The organism is Roseimicrobium gellanilyticum (assembly GCF_003315205.1).
GTDB lineage: Bacteria > Verrucomicrobiota > Verrucomicrobiia > Verrucomicrobiales > Verrucomicrobiaceae > Roseimicrobium > Roseimicrobium gellanilyticum.
The window spans coordinates 649,589-665,517 of sequence record NZ_QNRR01000002.1 but is presented as its reverse complement, the minus strand read 5'-3'; the positions used below and the strand labels follow the sequence as shown (position 1 = coordinate 665,517).

Here is a 15,929-nt window from a genome sequence, read left to right as displayed (position 1 = left end):
GAGTGTCGTTCGTCAGAAGTGTGTATGGGATGCCGCCAGTCGCTCAACGTCTGATTTCAACCGGAGTCTGCTGGCGGATGATGGTGTAAAGTTCCTCGATATCTTCCCGGGGAAGGAAGAGGCCTGTAGGGGCAAGTTCGGGCAGTGCCGGTTCATCAGCGGCTGGCTGGGCGCCCTTCTTGCCGGTCTGTTTGCGGTTGCCACCCTGTTCCTTGGTGGGAGGCGCTGCCGCAGTCGTGGCGGCCGGCTGCGCGGGCTTGGCGCGCGGCAGGGAGCGAATCATAAAGTTGTTGTTCCCTTTCGTAGCTGTGAGGGACTTGTCCGCCTCCATGAAATCGGGGCTCAGGGAATCGGCAGGTTTGCCATTGTAGATGGCGGATTTGCCGGAAATCTTCAGCTCAGGGGCTGGAATGCGCATGCCAGGCGGTACTTTCACGTCAATGGCGTTGTACATCTTGAAAGGCGTACCCTTGAGCTTGAGTTGAAGCGTCTTGTCCGAGACATCGATCAAGATCTCGAAATCCAGGGGGAACACGGAGACCTTGTCGCCGGGTTGCAACCGATGGCTCTGCAGACCATTGGCGCGCAGCAGGCACTCGATGGTGGTCTGGTTCTTCGTCGCAATCGCCAGGAGCCCCTGACCCGGCTGCACGATGTAGTCGCGTCGGGCGGTGTTGTCCTCCTTGCTGAAGAGCATGTCCATGTTCATCTCCCCGATGATGCGCCGCGCTTCCGCGGCACGGGAGGAGTCTGGAAAGGTCTTCAACATTTCCGCCAGCGCAGCACGCGCTTCCGGGAAATTGTTTTCATTGAGCAGTTCGACCGCCTTGTCGAAGCGACGCACCCCAGGATCCGGCAGCGCGGTCTTCTGGGTCTGGAGCTGCTTGATCTCCTTCTGGACCTTGGTGTCATGGCCCATCACGCGGGTGTAGTACCAGTAGGCCGCCGCAATGACCGAGCCGGCAATGCCGACGGCCATGAGGAAGATGACGATTTTAAAACGGCTCATTTCCCGCAAAAAGCGCGTCAGCCCAAGAGGCCACGGCGCTTGAAGTCGAAGCGATTGATGTTGTGGGATTTCTCGACCATCTCGAACATGAATCGCAGCAGAGAGATTTCCCAGGTGTCGTCCACGCCATGAATGATGGCGCGCATCGGGTTTCCGCTGGCGCGCTGGTCGCTCAGCAGGCGGTCGCACACGACGGCGAGAGGCTCATGCACCATCTCTTCGCTCACGTCGCTGCGCTTGAACTGGAATCCGTACTTCAGGATGGCGAGGTTGGTGAGGTTCTCCTTCACCCACTGGCCGAATGCCTCCCCTTCCTGGCCGAAGCCTTCGAAGCTCCACTCGTCCAGGGCGTGGGGCTTCACGATGAGGGGCTTCTGCGCCTCGATGCGCCCCGAGCGGACGCGGGAAACGTTGGTGGAATCCATGAGCTCGGTCACCATCTGGAACTCAAACTGGGTACTTCCGAACGTGTCGATACGGCGGTCTGGCTCGTGCAGAACGCGCGTGTTTTCCATGGCGTATTGAAAGTCGAACTCTGAATGCATCAGGGCGTGGGGGTGAAAGGTAGAGGGGAAGACGGCAGAGGAAAGCGGTTTTTCACGCGGAGAAAGGCAGTTCGCACGCCCCGGGCCAAATCTGACCCACGGGGTTGACCGCCGTCGTGATACCGCTGAAATGAGGACTTTCCGTGTCTCTGTCCTTCTTTGACATCTTTCTGGAGGTTTGTGCTCCCATTTTCTTCGTGGTGGGGCTGGGATGGTTGCTGGACCGCAAGTTCCGCCTGCATCTGGAGACCCTGATCAAGTTGAACATCTACCTGCTGGTGCCGGCCTTCATCTTTGCCCGGGTGGTGGATACGGAGCTGAGTGGCGGCGAGGCGCTGCGGATTGTGGGATTCACAGTCGGGACCATTGCCACCATGTTCGTCTGCGCCACGGTGGCCTCCAAGGCGCTGCGGCTGCCGGGCCAGCAAGGGCAGGCCATGCGCCTGGCCACGATGTTCTACAATTGTGGAAACTACGGCCTGCCGCTGGTCACCCTCGCCTTTGGCCACGCCGGGGCCGCCGTACAGGTCTACGTGCTGGCCACCATGAATGTGGCCACCTTCACCGTGGGCCTCTTCCTGGCCCAGGAACGCGGGGAGAAGCCCGGCGCGCACAAGCGGGCCCTGGCCAAGATGCTGCGCCAGCCCACCCTCTACGCGCTCGCCGCTGGCGTGATCACCCGGGCCAGCGGCTGGCAGGTGCAACAGATCAATTTCCTCTGGCAGCCGCTGGACCTCCTGCAGTCCGCGCTGGTGGGGATCGCGCTTTTCACCCTGGGGGTGCAGATGTCCCAGACCAAGCCCGCCCCCTTCGCAGCGCCGCTGTGGAGTGCGCTGGGCATTCGCCTCGTGCTGGCACCGATGCTGGCGCTGGGATTGACGATGCTGTTCGGCTTCCCCAAATCCGTTTCTGCTGCCCTGGTGCTGGTGGCTGGCGCGCCCACGGCGGTGAATACCGCGCTGCTGGCGCATGAGTTTGGCGGGGACACGTCGTTTGCGACGTCAGCGGTGTATTACAGCACGCTCTTCAGCATGGTGACGACGACGGTGAACTTGATGCTGCTGAGGATGTGGATTGGGCCGCTGGGGTAGAAAGCACGCAGCTTCCAGCTTCCCAAAGGGACGAGATTTTGTCGAAGTCCTCAATCGAATAACATTCTCCAATCAAATCCAACCGGGTCTTTCGCAGGTGTCGCAGGAACTTTGTGATCACGTCCTTCTCGATGGCGGTGCATTGTTGCCTGAACTCTGAGTCCCCCCAAAGTTTGTTCAGCAAGCCAACACCAGCCCAGCCAGAATGCACCTGGCAAGGCGTGCGAAGCACGAAATCGACGAGCGTTGGGAAAAGATATTTCATGCCATCCGGCAGCAATTCCGAGAGTGGATCCATGCCTGATACAAACTCCTTTATCGGAAGCGTTACCGGAATGTGCGCATGAAACAGCCTGTCATAGTCCATGCACTCTGGATCTCCATCCGCCACTGTGAAGACTTTGGGCCGAGCTGCCGAGCCAAAAACGGACTCTATTTCCTTTCTGATGCTGGCATCATCTGGAGCCAATTCCATTCATCCAAGTATAGCTCACCTGACAGATGGGGCGCAAACAAAAGCGAGAATGGCTCTCCAGGGCTGTTCCTATACAGCTTGTTTGCCGTAGGTGAGTCTCCGCCAGAGCCATTCGACTGGTCCGAAACGATGGTGCTGCAGCCAGTAGTGACTGAGGCGAAGCTGGCAGAGATACACCAGGATGCCGAGCAAAGTAGCTGTCACGGTGTTCAGCTTTCCAAACAGTCCGAAGCCGTATCCGTAAAAGAGGAAGGAGAAAATTAAGGACTGCGTCAGGTAGTTCGTGACCGCCATGCGACCAGCGGCAGCGAAATAGACACGCCACGCACCCACCGGATGACGCTGTAGGTACAGGAGCATGGCAGACCCATACGCGAGAGCGAGCGGCACTTGGGCGAGGATGCTGCATATCCAAATGTATCTGCCTAGATCCAGTTGGGCAGCTTGGGCGAGCACATCCACAAGAGTGGCGCAGATCCCCACCCCACCACCGCCGATCACCATGCCCCACAACAATCGGTTCCGCGTCCCGGGATGCTGCACTACACCCGAACGCCATGCCGCCATGCCCAGAAGCATGAGGCCAGCCGTGGGAACAAACTGCAGGAAAATCGCAATGGACAAAAAGTAAGGCACCATCAGGAACCGAAACCCCACCAACGCCGCATAAACCGGATGCGCGTACCATTCCGCGAAAGCCTCGATCGGCTCCCGCCACATTTCCTTGTCCATGGCTCCACTGCTGGTCATGCCAAAAAGCACCGGCAGGGCGAGAAGCAGCAGGATGCCAAAGGATACCAGCACCTTGGGTGAAGCCTTCACAAAGAGCAATAATGCGAAGCCACACATGGCATAGAGCATCAGCACATCCCCATCCCAGAGCAGGAGGTAGTGCAGCACACCAAAACAAAGCAGCACAAGCAGGCGCCGCAGGAGGAACCACACCGGCCTGCGTCCACGCGCACGAGCCCTGTCATACTGCACCGCCACTCCCACGCCAAAGAGCAGGGTGAACAGAGCCATCGCCTTTCCCGAGATGAAAATCTCCCGCACGTAGTCCGCCACCATGTTGGCAATGCCCGGATGCGTGTGAAAAGTGAAGTAGTACTCGAATATGCACACACGGAATCCCACGACGAGATTCACCAGCAACACTCCGAAAAGAGCGACGCCACGAATCACATCGAGTGCGGAGTAGCGCTCAACGACAGCCACAGGTGCAAACGTGGCAGCTGAAGAGGCCGGTGGTGGCACAGCGGTCTCTTCAGGTATGGAAGCTTGGGTTGGTGGATCGAGAGGGCTCAACGTTTGCAGGTCTTAAAAAACCCACAGCACCTTTCGATGCTGTGGGTTCACAAGTATTTGCAGTGAAGACTACCGCAACTCTCAGCTCCAGCCGTGGGCTTCACGCACTTCGATCATCTTCTTGAGGATGGTGTTCCAGGTCTGCTGTGTTTCGAGCACGGCGTTCGGGAACATGCACCCATCCCAGCAGATGTGCTGGATGCCGCGGCTGGGGGCGTCCTTGAGCCAGTAGCCGGCACACTTCACGATATCGAGCTTGCCATTGGGATCGTCCGCCTGGCAGTGCTTGCCCGTCTTGTCGTGGGAGCCCGCGCCGTGCACGGTGCCGTCGTTCTGGGCGACGTGGAAGTCGATGGTCCAGGGGCGGAGCGCATCGGTCATCTTTTCGTAAGCGGCGTAGAACTCAGCTTCGCTGTAGCCTTCCTTCAGCAGGGCGTGCTCAGGAGCATTGTAGCCCAGAGTGTAAAGGTAGGTGTGGGCGAGGTCGGCCTGGAAGCCAAGCGACTCCGGCATGCCCACGCCTTCGAGCACGTCCAGCATGTCCTTCCACGAGTGCATGCCGGCCCAGCAGATTTCGCCTTCGGCAGCAAGGCGCTCACCGTGGTCGGCGGCAATCTTGGCGGCCTTCTTGAAGGTATCCACGATACGCGCGGTGTTCTTCGGGGCGTCTTCGCGCCACTTGTTCACGCCGAACTCGGCGGAGTCGATGCGGATGACGCCGTACTTGCGCACGCCGTGTTTGTTGAACACGCCCGCGATGCGGCAGGCCATCTTGACCGCGCTCAGGAACTTTTCCTGGGCGGCGTCATCTCCCATGGCGGAATCACCCACGGTGCCCGGCCACACCGGGGCCACGAGGGAGCCAACGGCAAACCCCTTGCTCGCGATGAGGTCGGCGATTTTTTTCAACTCATCGTCACTCGCCTCAGGATTGGTGTGCGGGAGGAAGAGGAAGTAGTCAATGCCCTCGAACTTCTGGCCGTTCACCTCAGCCTTGGCCGTGAGTTCGAGCATGCGCTCCAGGCTGATCGGCGGCTCCTGGCCTTCGCCATCGCCTTTTCCGACGAGTCCGGGCCACATTGCATTGTGAAGTTTGGGAAGCGGATGCGCCATGATGGTGTTGAGTTGGGTGTCTTGGATTTCGAGTTCGAATAGAGGAAGCGAAAAGCGTCCGTGACAGGAGCGGAACTCCCGGAAACGGCAGGCGCCCATTCAAGGCCGCACGCCTGCCGGACGCAATCAGAAAGTGCATGTCTCCTTCTGTCCGGTCTCCTTTCCTCCCCATCCCCCGATTCCTGCCAGAAGGCGGCTGTGAGGAAGAGGCCACGCCATCCACCGACGAACCCGCTGGACTAGCGGCCAACTTCATCTTGCCACCTTGGGACAATCGAGATATGACCGACGCCGTTTGCAAGAAGAGGTCACACCATCTCCATGTTGTTGTTGTCCTGCGCTCTTGCAGATGACGGCCATCCGTGGGAGGTAGAGCCGACACCCACTTTTTGCACGCGCACAGCCCCCCTGCACATGGCAAAACAAGAAGTCAGCTTTCAGGACAAGACCCTCCTCATCACAGGGGGCACCGGCTCCTTTGGCAATGCGGTGGTGCGGCGTTTCCTCAAGGAAGGAGTCGCTGAGATCCGCATCTTCAGTCGCGACGAAAAGAAGCAGGAGGACATGCGGGTCGAGTACCGCGATCCCCGCCTCAAGTTTTATCTCGGGGACGTGCGTGACTTCAACAGCATCTCCGGCGCCATGCGCGGGGTGCACATGGTCTTCTGCGCAGCGGCCCTGAAGCAGGTGCCCTCGTGCGAGTTCCACCCCATGGAGGCGGTGTACACGAATGTGCTGGGCACGGAAAACACACTGAACGCCGCCATCCACCACGGCGTGGAACACGTGATCGTGCTCAGTACGGACAAGGCCGTGTATCCCATCAACGCCATGGGCATGTCCAAGGCGCTCATGGAAAAGGTGGCCGCGGCGAAATCACGTGACCTGCCTCCAGCTGCCACGACAATCTGCATCACGCGCTATGGCAACGTGATGGCATCACGCGGTTCGGTCATCCCCCTTTTCGTGCAGCAAATCAAGGCAGGACAACCTTTGACCATCACGGACCCGGAGATGACGCGGTACATGATGTCCCTGGAGGATGCCGTGGATCTCGTGCTCTACGCGTTCAGACATGGCAGGGGCGGTGACACGCTTGTGCAGAAGGCGCCTGCCGTCACGATCGGCCAACTGGCGACCGCCTTGAAGTCCATCTTCAAATCCACCAGCCCCATCACGATCATCGGCACCCGCCACGGGGAAAAGAAACATGAGGCCCTCCTGACCCGTGAAGAGATGATCCGGGCTGAGGATCGTGCGGGGTACTATCGCATTCCCTCGGATGCGCGGGACCTCAACTACGCGATCTACACAGATATGGGTGAGCACGCCGTGACCGGGGCTGCGGACTACACTTCGGAAAACACCCGGCGTCTCAGTGACAGCGAACTCGTGGACCTGCTGATGAGCCTGGAATTTATTCAGAATGAGCTGCGCACCATCGCGGATCTGGAGACGCGGGCAGGTTAAAGCTACGTGGCGTATGGCGCGTTCATCAAGCAACCCAGGAGCAATACCAGCGTGAGCGGCATCTTCGTACTTGGCCACCGTGGCATGTTGGGTCATTTGCTGGTGGCATGTCTTCAGGACGCGGGCTTTCACGTGGTCACCAGTGAACATCGGTACACCGGCGCAGCGGATGATCTGCTCTTGGATGCGGTGCGCGAGTCTGGGTGTCCCTGGGTCATCAATGCCTTGGGCGCCATTCCGCAAAAGGAGGAGGATGCGCAGGTCCTCTTCCGTGCGAATACACAGTTCCCGCTTCATCTGCTGCACGCTCTGCGTGATGGACAGCGGATGATTCACGCGAGCACGGACTGTGTATTCGCAGGCACGAGGGGCCAATACCGCACGAATGACTCCACCGACGCAAAGGACGCCTATGGCCTCTCCAAGATGCTCGGCGAAGCAGTGGCCATGGATCCGCGTGTCTACTGTCTGCGCACGTCCCTCATCGGACCGGACCTGGGAAGCGGATGGGGGCTGCTGGCCTGGTTCCTGCAACAACAGGGCACGGTAAACGGGTTTACCAATCACCGGTGGAATGGCGTCACCACGCTCGAATGGGCCAGGACCGCCATGGAAATCATCCAGGGCACGACGTCCTTGTCCCCCGGGGTGACGCAGCTGGGTACTGCGGAGAGCGTGAGCAAGTTTGAGTTGCTCTCACTCATTGCCGAAGTATGGGCCGTGGAGAAAGAACTGCGCCCGACTGCAGCGCCCCAGAGCATCAATCGCACTCTTGTGCCGGATCTGGTGCGCCCTCCGCTCCGGGAACAATTGCTGGAACTGCGGCAGTGGATACTGTCCCACCACCACGACCAGCCACGCCAGAACCAACGACGACCATGAGTGAAAGCGCACGCGCACGATTGAAGGTGATGACCGTGGTAGGCACCCGCCCGGAAATCATCCGGATGAGCAGGGTCATTCCAGTGCTGGACAGCGTGGCGGATCACGTGCTGGTGCATACCGGACAGAATTTTGACTACGAGCTCAACGGCATCTTTTTCGATCAGCTTGAGATTCGCAGGCCGGACATCCTCCTGGAAGTAGCCGGCGCGACTGCCGCGGAGTCCATCGCCAACACCATCCTGAAAGTCGATGCCGTGCTGGAAGAGGAGAAACCCGAGGCGCTGCTCGTTCTTGGGGATACCAACAGCGCGCTGTGCGTGATTCCCGCCAAGCGAAGGAGAATCCCCATCTTCCACATGGAGGCGGGCAATCGTTGCTTCGACCAGCGCGTGCCGGAGGAAATCAACCGGCGGATTGTGGATCACGTCAGTGACATGAATCTCTGCTACACGGAGCACGCACGGCGGAATCTGCTTCGCGAAGGGCTTCCGGAGGATCGGGTGATCAAGACCGGCTCTCCGATGAAGGAGGTGCTGGATCATCACGCTGCGAAAATCCGCTCCTCAGACATCCTTTCGCGTCTGGGACTGGAGCGCGAGCGCTACTTCGTGGTCAGCATCCATCGGGAGGAGAATGTGGATGACCCGGGAAACCTCACGTCCCTTGCCCAGGCCCTGGGCTCCCTGGCGGAGGAGTTTCAGTTTCCCATGATCGTCTCCCTGCATCCTCGAACCAGAAAACGGATGGAGGCGGGTGGGCATACACTGCATCCACTGCTGCGCACCATGCCTCCTCTCGGATTTCCAGACTACGTGGCGCTGCAGTGCGGAGCATACTGCACGCTCTCCGACAGTGGAACCATCACCGAAGAATCCGCCTTGATGGGCTTCCCGGCCGTGACGCTTCGCGAGGCCCATGAGCGTCCGGAAGGCATGGACGAAGGCGTGCTGGTGATGAGCGGTCTTTGCGAACGTCGCATACGCCAGGCGGTGGCCATCACCGTGGCTCAACACCGCTCGGGTTCCAGACCGAGGGTACCGGCAGATTATCTCGTGGAGCAAGTTTCGTGGAAGGTGGCTAAAATCATCTGTGGATACACGGATTACGTCCGGCGGGTGGTATGGCACGCACGGGAAGCCAACGGTCATGCGGAAGCTCCGGAGAACAGCAAGCCGGCCCGGGTATGATTTCCTTCGTCACCGCCTACTACAATCGGAAGACCCTCTTTATCCGCACGCTGGAAAGCATTCTCTGGCATGGAGGGCCGGAGTTTGAGTTTGTCGTGGTGGATGACGGAAGTCGGGAGGAGGAACGCATCGAGGATCTCGTGGAGCGCTTTCCCTTCCTCCGGGTCTACCGGCTCGATCCTGGGCGGAAGTGGTACATGAATCCCTGCATTCCCTTCAACTTTGCGATTCGTCAGGCGAAGGGAGATGCCATCGTGCTGCAAAACCCGGAGTGCCTCCATGTGGGACCCATTCTCCGCCACGTGCATGAGCACCTGCGCAAGGGGGTGTACCTCACTTATGCATGCTACGCCCTGAGCGAGGCAGACACACTTTCCCTGCATGGAGACGCCTCCCAAGTGCAGGCGCAGGCAGGCTCCTTCACTTTCCTTGATAGCGTGCCCGTGGAGATGGCAGGCGAAGGCTGGTACAATCATTCGCGCATTGTCCCCAATGGATATCACTACTGCAATGCCATCACCCGCCACGACCTTGAGGCGCTGGGTGGGTTTGACGAGCGGTATGCGCTGGGATTTGCCTATGACGACGTGGAACTGTTTCACCGGATCCGCATGTCCGGTCTGGAGGTGCGGCACGTGGACAAGCCCTCTGTCCTTCACCAGTACCACTATGTGAACAAACGGGCCGACGTGCCGTGGGACAAATTCCGTCGCAACGAAACGGTCTACCGCCAACTCTCCGAGCCGTCTCCGTGTGTGAACATCAATGGTTCCAACTGGGGGGATCCCTATGACGCCATCCCCAAGGCGGCAAACGAAGCGCTGGACGAGCTTCTGGAAGCCACCGCAAAAATTCAAATCCATCTCGCTGAGGAGAAGCGCCTCCGGGACCACGCCATGCGCCTCGAGTCTCTGTTGACTTCATCCGGTGAGAGCACGGCCGTGTTGCGGGAGGCTGCTCAGGGAGCTTTGCATGTTGTCCGGCGCGTGAAACGGTCGCCCGTCAGCCGTTGGGCATGGCGCAGCCGCCATCAACGTGAACTCCAGCGGATCGCGAAGTGGATGAAGAAGGCCGCCGTGCGCGAATCCCGCCGCAAGTATGAAGAAAGCGGGGACATGTACCTCAAGTCCCTGCGCGCGGCATCCACCCTCCTGTCCGCTGTATCCGCCCGGGTGTGGTGGTGGAAAGGCGACGCCCAGCGATCCGCGAGGAAGATGGAAGCACAGACAAAGGCCCTCGATTCGTGGTGGCAATCCGAAATCGCAAAGTATGCAGCCGCCCAGCAAGTGCAGCAGTAGCATGCTGGGTGGAGACTCTGATTGGGTAAGGGCACGCCATTCTGGCTCCTGCCGATGACTCCGAAGTTGAGGCTGGGGTTGCACCCACGGTAAAACCCGCGCATCGTACTCGCGCATGATCTCCATTCGCGGACTCACCAAGCGTTTCGGCCCGCAGACGGCGGTGGAGGATCTCACCATGGAGGTGCCGCCCGGCATCATCGTGGGACTTTTGGGGCCGAATGGCGCAGGGAAAACCACCACGCTGAAGATGCTCACCGGCATGCTGAAGCCGGATGCGGGCACAGCGATCATCTGCGGTGTGGACGTAGCCGCGGACCCCATCGGAGCAAAGCGGCTGCTGGGATTCGTCCCGGACTCGGGCGCCGTGTACGAGGCGCTCACCGGCCTGGAGTTTCTCCTGATGGTCGGCGCCTTGTATGGTATCTCTGAGCAAGAAGCAAAGCCGCGCATCCGCCAGTTCCTTGATTTTTTCGAGCTCGATTGGAACACTCTTGAGACAAAGCTGCTAGGTGCCTACTCCAAAGGCATGAAGCGCAAGGTGGTGATCACCGCCGCGCTGCTGCACAACCCGCGCGTCGTCTTCCTGGATGAACCTCTGGACGGCCTCGACGCAAACGCCGCGGTTGGCTTCAAGGCACTGCTGGAGACGCTGGCGCGCGAGGGCAAGACCATCGTCTACAGCTCGCATATTCTCGATGTCGTCGAGCGCGTGTGCAATCGCGTGGCCATCATGGTGCAAGGCAGGCTTCTGGTTGAGGGCGATCCCGGCGCCCTGGTACGTGAGCACCAGGCGGGAACACTGGAGCATCTCTTCACACAGCTCACGGGTCTCACGCATCTCGAGGCGCGGGCGCAGGATTTTGCCAAGCAACTCATGGTGAAACACTGAGCAGAAAAAGAAAACCCACGCCGCTCATGCACGATCGCGCCACCAGCCCCGCGCTGTTCGATTCTCCGGCGAAGGTTCTTTCCACGGAGGCGGTGCTGCGACGCCTCTTCTGGAAGCTGCTTTTTCGAGGACGCGCCGCGCAGCACGCTGCCTCCCACCAGGCGCGGAAGCACATGGGACTCGGGATTTCGATGTTGCTGTTCGGAGTGTTCGGCGCCGTGCCCGCCGTGCTCGCTCCCACGCTGGAGACATTCACCTTCGCCAGCGTGCTGCACGCCTGGACGCTCATGTTCGCCAGCCTGACTCTGGCAGCGAATGCAGGCACCATGCTCTTCATGAAGGAGGAGGCGGAAATCCTTCTTCACCGACCGGTGACACCACGGCAGCTCCTGCGGGCGAAGATTGCCGTGCTCGTATGTTTCGCTCTGCTGCTCGCACTTTCCCTGAATGCGATTGGCATGGTGGCAGGACTGTGGAGCAAGGGTGCGACGTATGCCTTCATTCCGGCACACTTCGTTTCTACGGTGCTGCTCATGGTCTTCTGCTCCGCCTGCATCGTGCTGGTGTACAACCTGTGTCTGAAATGGATGGGGCGCGAGCGGCTGGACAACGTGCTGGCGGGCCTGCAATCCCTGCTCGCCGTGGTGATGGTGGTGGGTGCCCAGATCCTGCCACGCGCACTGGGCATGAAGGACCTCACGAGCATCGAAGCCTTCAGCCCATGGGCACTGGCACTCCCGCCAGTCTGGTTCGGCGCGCTCGACTCCGTAGTGTCAGGCTCCGGTGCTTCACCGCGATTGCTCATCGCGGCAGGCACGGGGCTCGCAGCGACAGCACTGGTGAGTTGGTTCGCCTTTGGCGTGCTGGGCTCCGCGTATGGGAAGGGCTTGATGGCGCTCAATGAAATGGCAAACCCGGTGGAGTCCGCCACACAGCCACGCGGCAAACGTCTCAAGCAGCTGCTCAATCTCCCGCTGCTCCGCTGGTGGCTGCGGGACACTACGGAGAAGCAGGCTTTCATGCTCACCACCGCCTACATGTTCCGCGACCGCGAGATGAAGCTGCGACTGTATCCGGGCATCGCCCCTCTGCTGGTGATGCCTTTCATCATGGTGCTGACTTCCAGCAGCGGAGACCGTACGGAGAGGTTTTCCTGGCTGCAGGCCTTCATGGCCTGCTACATGGGCATCATCCCCCTGCAGGCCATGCTCCTGCTGCAGCGCTCCGAGCACTGGCGGGCCACAGCCTTGTTTCACATCGCCCCCCTCTCCCACTGGGCCCCTCTGTTCCACGGCACAAGAAAAGCGGTGCTGGCGCTGCTCACGCTGCCCATGCTGGTGCTGCAGAGTGCGGTGATGGCCGTCATCCAGAAGTCTCCGGTACCACTAGTGATGATGCTGCCCGCGCTCTTTTTCCTTCCCACGTTCTCCCTCACTCCCGCCCTCATGGGCACCTGGCTCCCGCTTGCGAAACCTCCCGAAGAACAGCGCGATCCCAGCATGGGATGCGTGCTCATGCTCGCCGTCACGCTGGTCTCAGCCTTCATCGGTGTCGCATCGTGGTGGACATGGAAGGAGGGGTGGTTCTGGGCATTTCTCGTTGGAGAAGCGCTGGTGATGAGCGGAGCGTTTTACATGCTGAACAGTGTCATTCGCAGGACTCCGTGGGAGGGGCGGGAGACGGAGGGTAACTAGCGCTCGCGTTCGGAAAAGGTTTCCAAATCGTAAACGCATCGAGCGTTGCGTGGTGCAAAGCTCGTGTTAAACACGCCACCATGATGATCAGCGTGAACTTGTGCCGCCGTGGTTTTGTGAAAAGTGCTTCGCTAGCCCTTGCAACGCTGCTTTGCATCTCCCTGCAAGCTGAAGACAAGAAAAAGCCCACTGAACAACCAGCAGCCGCGCCAGACTTCACAGGAGACTGGAACTTCCAAACCAAAGAGAGCGGTTTCGGTTTCGACCTCGTGCAGACCGGCGACAAGATTGAAGGTTATCACAACTCCGTGGTCGGCGGTGGCCGGCGTGTGGATACGGTCTTGAAGGAATTTGGCAGCCCGCCTTCCATCACTGGCACCGTGGTGAATGGCGTGGCCTCGGTAAAATTCAAGAGCGGCTACGGCGATGGCGAAGGTGAAGCCGAGATGAAAATCGTGAAAGGCAAGCTGGAGTGGAAGATCAAGAACTCGACCGGCCAGCACTACTTCCCAGAGGAATGTGTGCTCACGAAACAAAAACCCAGGGCGAAAAAGAACTAGCTCGACACGAAATACGCGTCGTGGTGGAATCGATCCAATAAGGGCACGGCAATGCACGCGAATTTCCGCAGGGATTTCTTCTTCTGGCTGGGTGTGCTGATACTTCCGGTGTTCTGGTCGTGGTTCACCCTTGGGCCAAAACACTCGAAACTCAGCAGGGGTCTGGCCTTCGGTTGGCTGGCAGGATTCACCGTTGTAGTCGTGCTGACATGGCCCGAAATGGTGGGGCACTACCAGTTTGCGCTGGCCAATCTTCAATTCATCTCGATCGCAGTGGGAGGGGGCTTGTTCGCTTGGTTGGTGCTAAGACATATCTACCACACGGGATGCCCATCGTTCATCGACATTGTCGTCTTTTGCTGGGTGGTCGCGGTCTTTACCGGCTCCCCGGCATCCGAACAAGCCTTGGAAAATTTCTGCCAGCAACCACTGGGCTTCGCGCATGCCATGGCGATCCTGGTCCCTGCCTTGTTGCACTTCACACTGGCGCCAGTGCAGAGGGAACTGGGCGATTCTGCTTAGCCATGCTGCCATGACCCCGGCACTCATTCTCACTCCGCGCGACCGCCGCAGTGCTGCGTTCTTCTGGCTGGGAGTCGGTGTATTCCCGGTATTCTGGTCGTGGTTCACATTGGAAAAGCGTTTCGCGAAGTGGCAGCGATACCTTGCTCTTGGCTGGCTGCTGGTGGTCGCATGTGCGTTTGCAACTACCCTGCCACAGATGTCCGAGCGCTACTTCTTGATGTCGCTGGGGCTTCCCGTCATTTGTCACGAGCTTGCGTTCTGGCTCTGGATCTGGCTGGTGTTGCGGATTGTTCCACTCCATCAGCTCCTCTCCCTTTTTGTCGTCCTGATCACACCCATTGCTCAAGTGCGATCTCTTTACTGCCCAGTTGCTGCGACCATCCCTTCCCAGGACTTTTCGCTCTATTGGGCATTCATGCCGCTGATTCCTGCGCTGTTGCACCTGGCTGTGGAGCCAGCCCGCGCCGGTCTAAAACGACTCGACCAGACGCCCATGAACATCCGGCTGTTCTGGATCTTCACCGCGGCTCTTCCCGCTTTTTTTGTGTGGTTCACCATCTGCAGATACTTCACAAGAAGGGAGCGCGTCATTGCCTGGTCGTGGGCCGCAATCCACACGACATTTTTCCTCGTGGTCTACCCACATGCCGTGTTCTTGAGTCCGCTCTCTGTCTTGATGGCTTTTGTGGCCCTCCAGCAATGGTGGTCGGAGCGGTCCAAGGCAGACTCAGATGACAGTGCCTGATGATGGCAGGTCACGGAGTGCCTCAAGGTTCAATTCTCCAAAGAAGAGAGCCGCCCCAAACGAGGCGGCTCTTCATTCAAGTAACTCTTAACCTGTATCTCTAGCGCGAGGCTTAGCGCTTGCCCTTGAGGTCCTGGTACTTCTGGTAGCCCTGCTCGGGGGTGAGGCCTTCGTGCACGACGCCGCGCACGGCCTGCATCATGGCGATGGGATCATCGCTCTGGAAGATGTTGCGGCCCATGTCCACACCGTTCGCGCCCTGCTGGATGGCGTTGTAGCTCATCTTCAGTGCGTCGAGTTCGGGAAGCTTCTTGCCACCGGCGATGACGATCGGCACAGGGCAGCAGCTCGTGATGGTTTCGAAGCCTTCTTCCGTGTAGTAGCACTTCACGACGTTCGCGCCGAGTTCCGCCATGATGCGGGTGGCGAGGCGGAAGTACTGCGCATTGCGAGCCATGGCGCGGCCGACGGCCACGACGCCCATGACGCCGATGCCATAGCGGCTGGCGGCATCCACGAGGTCCGTCATGTTCTTCAGAGACTGGCGCTCATAGGCGCTGCCCACGAAGACCTGCACGGCGAGGATGGAGGCATTGAGACGGATGGCTTCCTCGATGTTGAGCGCGGTGCTCTCGTTGGAGAGAGGCTCAAAGCCGGGGCGCTGAAGCTTGAACTTCTTGTCGCCGACTTCGCCTTCCCACTCTTCCATGGGGCTCACCATGCTGGTGCCGCCGCTGGCGCGGAGGGCGATGGCCTTCGTGGTGGAGGCGGGGATCACGCTGCGCTGGATGCCGCGGGTAAGCATGAGGCAGTCCGCATACGGCTCCAGCGGAAGGATGGTCTGGTCCACGCGCTCAAGACCCGTGGTGGGCCCCTGGAAGTAGCCGTGGTCAAAGGCGAGCATCACGGTGCGGCCATCCTTGGGATTGAAAACCTTGCTGAGACGGTTCTTGAGACCCCAGTCATACTGGTGGGAGCCCTTGAGGAAGAAGCCGGGGGCCTCCTGCGGGATGTCGGTGAAATATTCCTTCTCCTTCTTGTCGGAGGCGCTGGTCTGGATGTCTGCCATGGATGCTTTGTGGTTTGGGTGTTCTGGGGAGACGAAAATAGAGGCTGGTAGTCCGATTAGGACAAG

The 15,929-nt window shown here is 59.5% G+C and carries 15 protein-coding genes; 10 read left to right on the top strand and 5 right to left on the bottom strand.

The window, feature by feature from the left end; genetic code table 11:
* Positions 1-43: 43 nt before the first annotated feature.
* Together DES53_RS07965 and DES53_RS07960 are read right to left on the bottom strand one after the other, a co-directional pair.
* A complete protein-coding gene (locus DES53_RS07965; RefSeq protein WP_113957696.1) occupies positions 44-1,009 on the bottom strand; it encodes a LysM peptidoglycan-binding domain-containing protein in 966 nt (321 codons plus the stop codon).
* 17 nt (positions 1,010-1,026) lie between these two features.
* Complete coding sequence (locus DES53_RS07960; RefSeq protein ID WP_245958117.1) at positions 1,027-1,524, bottom strand: hypothetical protein; 498 nt, start codon at positions 1,522-1,524, stop codon at positions 1,027-1,029.
* 173 nt (positions 1,525-1,697) lie between these two features.
* Here DES53_RS07960 and DES53_RS07955 point away from each other — a divergent pair, with 173 nt between their 5' ends.
* A complete protein-coding gene (locus DES53_RS07955; RefSeq protein ID WP_113957694.1) occupies positions 1,698-2,645 on the top strand; it encodes an AEC family transporter in 948 nt (315 codons plus the stop codon).
* Between the two features lie 544 nt (positions 2,646-3,189).
* On the opposite strand, the gene DES53_RS07950 is transcribed toward DES53_RS07955, so the two are convergent.
* Both DES53_RS07950 and DES53_RS07945 read right to left on the bottom strand, forming a co-directional pair.
* Positions 3,190-4,425: a DUF418 domain-containing protein gene (locus DES53_RS07950; protein ID WP_170156942.1), complete on the bottom strand. Its 1,236-nt coding sequence runs from the start codon at positions 4,423-4,425 to the stop codon at positions 3,190-3,192.
* An 81-nt stretch (positions 4,426-4,506) separates the two neighbouring features.
* The gene (locus tag DES53_RS07945) at positions 4,507-5,538 is read right to left on the bottom strand and encodes a sugar phosphate isomerase/epimerase family protein (protein WP_113958135.1); all 1,032 of its coding nucleotides are present in this window, start codon (positions 5,536-5,538) and stop codon (positions 4,507-4,509) included.
* Between the two features lie 414 nt (positions 5,539-5,952).
* Here DES53_RS07945 and DES53_RS07940 point away from each other — a divergent pair, with 414 nt between their 5' ends.
* The 9 genes from DES53_RS07940 (at position 5,953) to DES53_RS07900 (ending at position 14,794) form a co-directional block, all read left to right on the top strand.
* Complete coding sequence (locus tag DES53_RS07940) at positions 5,953-7,008, top strand: polysaccharide biosynthesis protein (protein ID WP_113957692.1); 1,056 nt, start codon at positions 5,953-5,955, stop codon at positions 7,006-7,008.
* 51 nt (positions 7,009-7,059) lie between these two features.
* Positions 7,060-7,890, top strand: coding sequence for a sugar nucleotide-binding protein (locus tag DES53_RS07935; protein ID WP_147263276.1), 831 nt, complete (start codon positions 7,060-7,062; stop codon positions 7,888-7,890).
* Positions 7,887-9,080: a non-hydrolyzing UDP-N-acetylglucosamine 2-epimerase gene (gene wecB / locus DES53_RS07930; RefSeq protein WP_113957690.1), complete on the top strand. Its 1,194-nt coding sequence runs from the start codon at positions 7,887-7,889 to the stop codon at positions 9,078-9,080. The genes DES53_RS07935 and wecB overlap by 4 nt, the downstream gene beginning before the upstream one ends.
* Positions 9,077-10,378, top strand: a complete 1,302-nt coding sequence (locus tag DES53_RS07925; RefSeq protein WP_170156941.1) for a glycosyltransferase family 2 protein — start codon at positions 9,077-9,079, stop codon at positions 10,376-10,378. Before wecB ends, DES53_RS07925 begins: the two co-directional genes overlap by 4 nt.
* Positions 10,379-10,493: 115 nt before the next feature.
* A complete protein-coding gene (locus tag DES53_RS07920) occupies positions 10,494-11,270 on the top strand; it encodes an ABC transporter ATP-binding protein (RefSeq protein ID WP_113957688.1) in 777 nt (258 codons plus the stop codon).
* Positions 11,271-11,296: 26 nt separating this feature from the next.
* On the top strand, positions 11,297-12,964 hold the full coding sequence (locus DES53_RS07915; protein WP_113957687.1) for a hypothetical protein: 1,668 nt from the start codon (positions 11,297-11,299) through the stop codon (positions 12,962-12,964).
* An 80-nt stretch (positions 12,965-13,044) separates the two neighbouring features.
* Positions 13,045-13,524, top strand: a complete 480-nt coding sequence (locus DES53_RS07910) for a hypothetical protein (RefSeq protein WP_113957686.1) — start codon at positions 13,045-13,047, stop codon at positions 13,522-13,524.
* Positions 13,525-13,575: 51 nt separating this feature from the next.
* A complete protein-coding gene (locus DES53_RS07905; RefSeq protein WP_113957685.1) occupies positions 13,576-14,046 on the top strand; it encodes a hypothetical protein in 471 nt (156 codons plus the stop codon).
* Positions 14,047-14,245: 199 nt separating this feature from the next.
* Entirely contained in the window at positions 14,246-14,794 is a 549-nt protein-coding gene (locus DES53_RS07900) for a hypothetical protein (protein ID WP_147263275.1), read from the top strand.
* 112 nt (positions 14,795-14,906) lie between these two features.
* Here DES53_RS07900 and DES53_RS07895 read toward each other — a convergent pair whose 3' ends face one another.
* Positions 14,907-15,863 carry a 3-hydroxy-5-phosphonooxypentane-2,4-dione thiolase gene (locus DES53_RS07895; protein ID WP_113957683.1) on the bottom strand — a complete coding sequence of 319 codons (957 nt, stop codon included), beginning with the start codon at positions 15,861-15,863 and terminating at the stop codon, positions 14,907-14,909.
* Positions 15,864-15,929 lie beyond the last annotated feature (66 nt).

Bases quoted from the DNA above. Each gene is read 5' to 3' on its own strand.
- DES53_RS07940 (WP_113957692.1), top strand. From the start codon at position 5,953: ATGGCAAAACAAGAAGTCAGCTTTCAGGACAAGACCCTCCTCATCACA.
- DES53_RS07895 (WP_113957683.1), bottom strand. From the start codon at position 15,863: ATGGCAGACATCCAGACCAGCGCCTCCGACAAGAAGGAGAAGGAATAT.
- DES53_RS07900 (WP_147263275.1), top strand. From the start codon at position 14,246: ATGTCCGAGCGCTACTTCTTGATGTCGCTGGGGCTTCCCGTCATTTGT.
- DES53_RS07905 (WP_113957685.1), top strand. From the start codon at position 13,576: ATGCACGCGAATTTCCGCAGGGATTTCTTCTTCTGGCTGGGTGTGCTG.
- DES53_RS07910 (WP_113957686.1), top strand. From the start codon at position 13,045: ATGATGATCAGCGTGAACTTGTGCCGCCGTGGTTTTGTGAAAAGTGCT.
- DES53_RS07925 (WP_170156941.1), top strand. From the start codon at position 9,077: ATGATTTCCTTCGTCACCGCCTACTACAATCGGAAGACCCTCTTTATC.
- DES53_RS07920 (WP_113957688.1), top strand. From the start codon at position 10,494: ATGATCTCCATTCGCGGACTCACCAAGCGTTTCGGCCCGCAGACGGCG.
- DES53_RS07945 (WP_113958135.1), bottom strand. From the start codon at position 5,538: ATGGCGCATCCGCTTCCCAAACTTCACAATGCAATGTGGCCCGGACTC.
- DES53_RS07915 (WP_113957687.1), top strand. From the start codon at position 11,297: ATGCACGATCGCGCCACCAGCCCCGCGCTGTTCGATTCTCCGGCGAAG.
- DES53_RS07965 (WP_113957696.1), bottom strand. From the start codon at position 1,009: ATGAGCCGTTTTAAAATCGTCATCTTCCTCATGGCCGTCGGCATTGCC.
- DES53_RS07960 (WP_245958117.1), bottom strand. From the start codon at position 1,524: ATGGAAAACACGCGCGTTCTGCACGAGCCAGACCGCCGTATCGACACG.
- wecB (WP_113957690.1), top strand. From the start codon at position 7,887: ATGAGTGAAAGCGCACGCGCACGATTGAAGGTGATGACCGTGGTAGGC.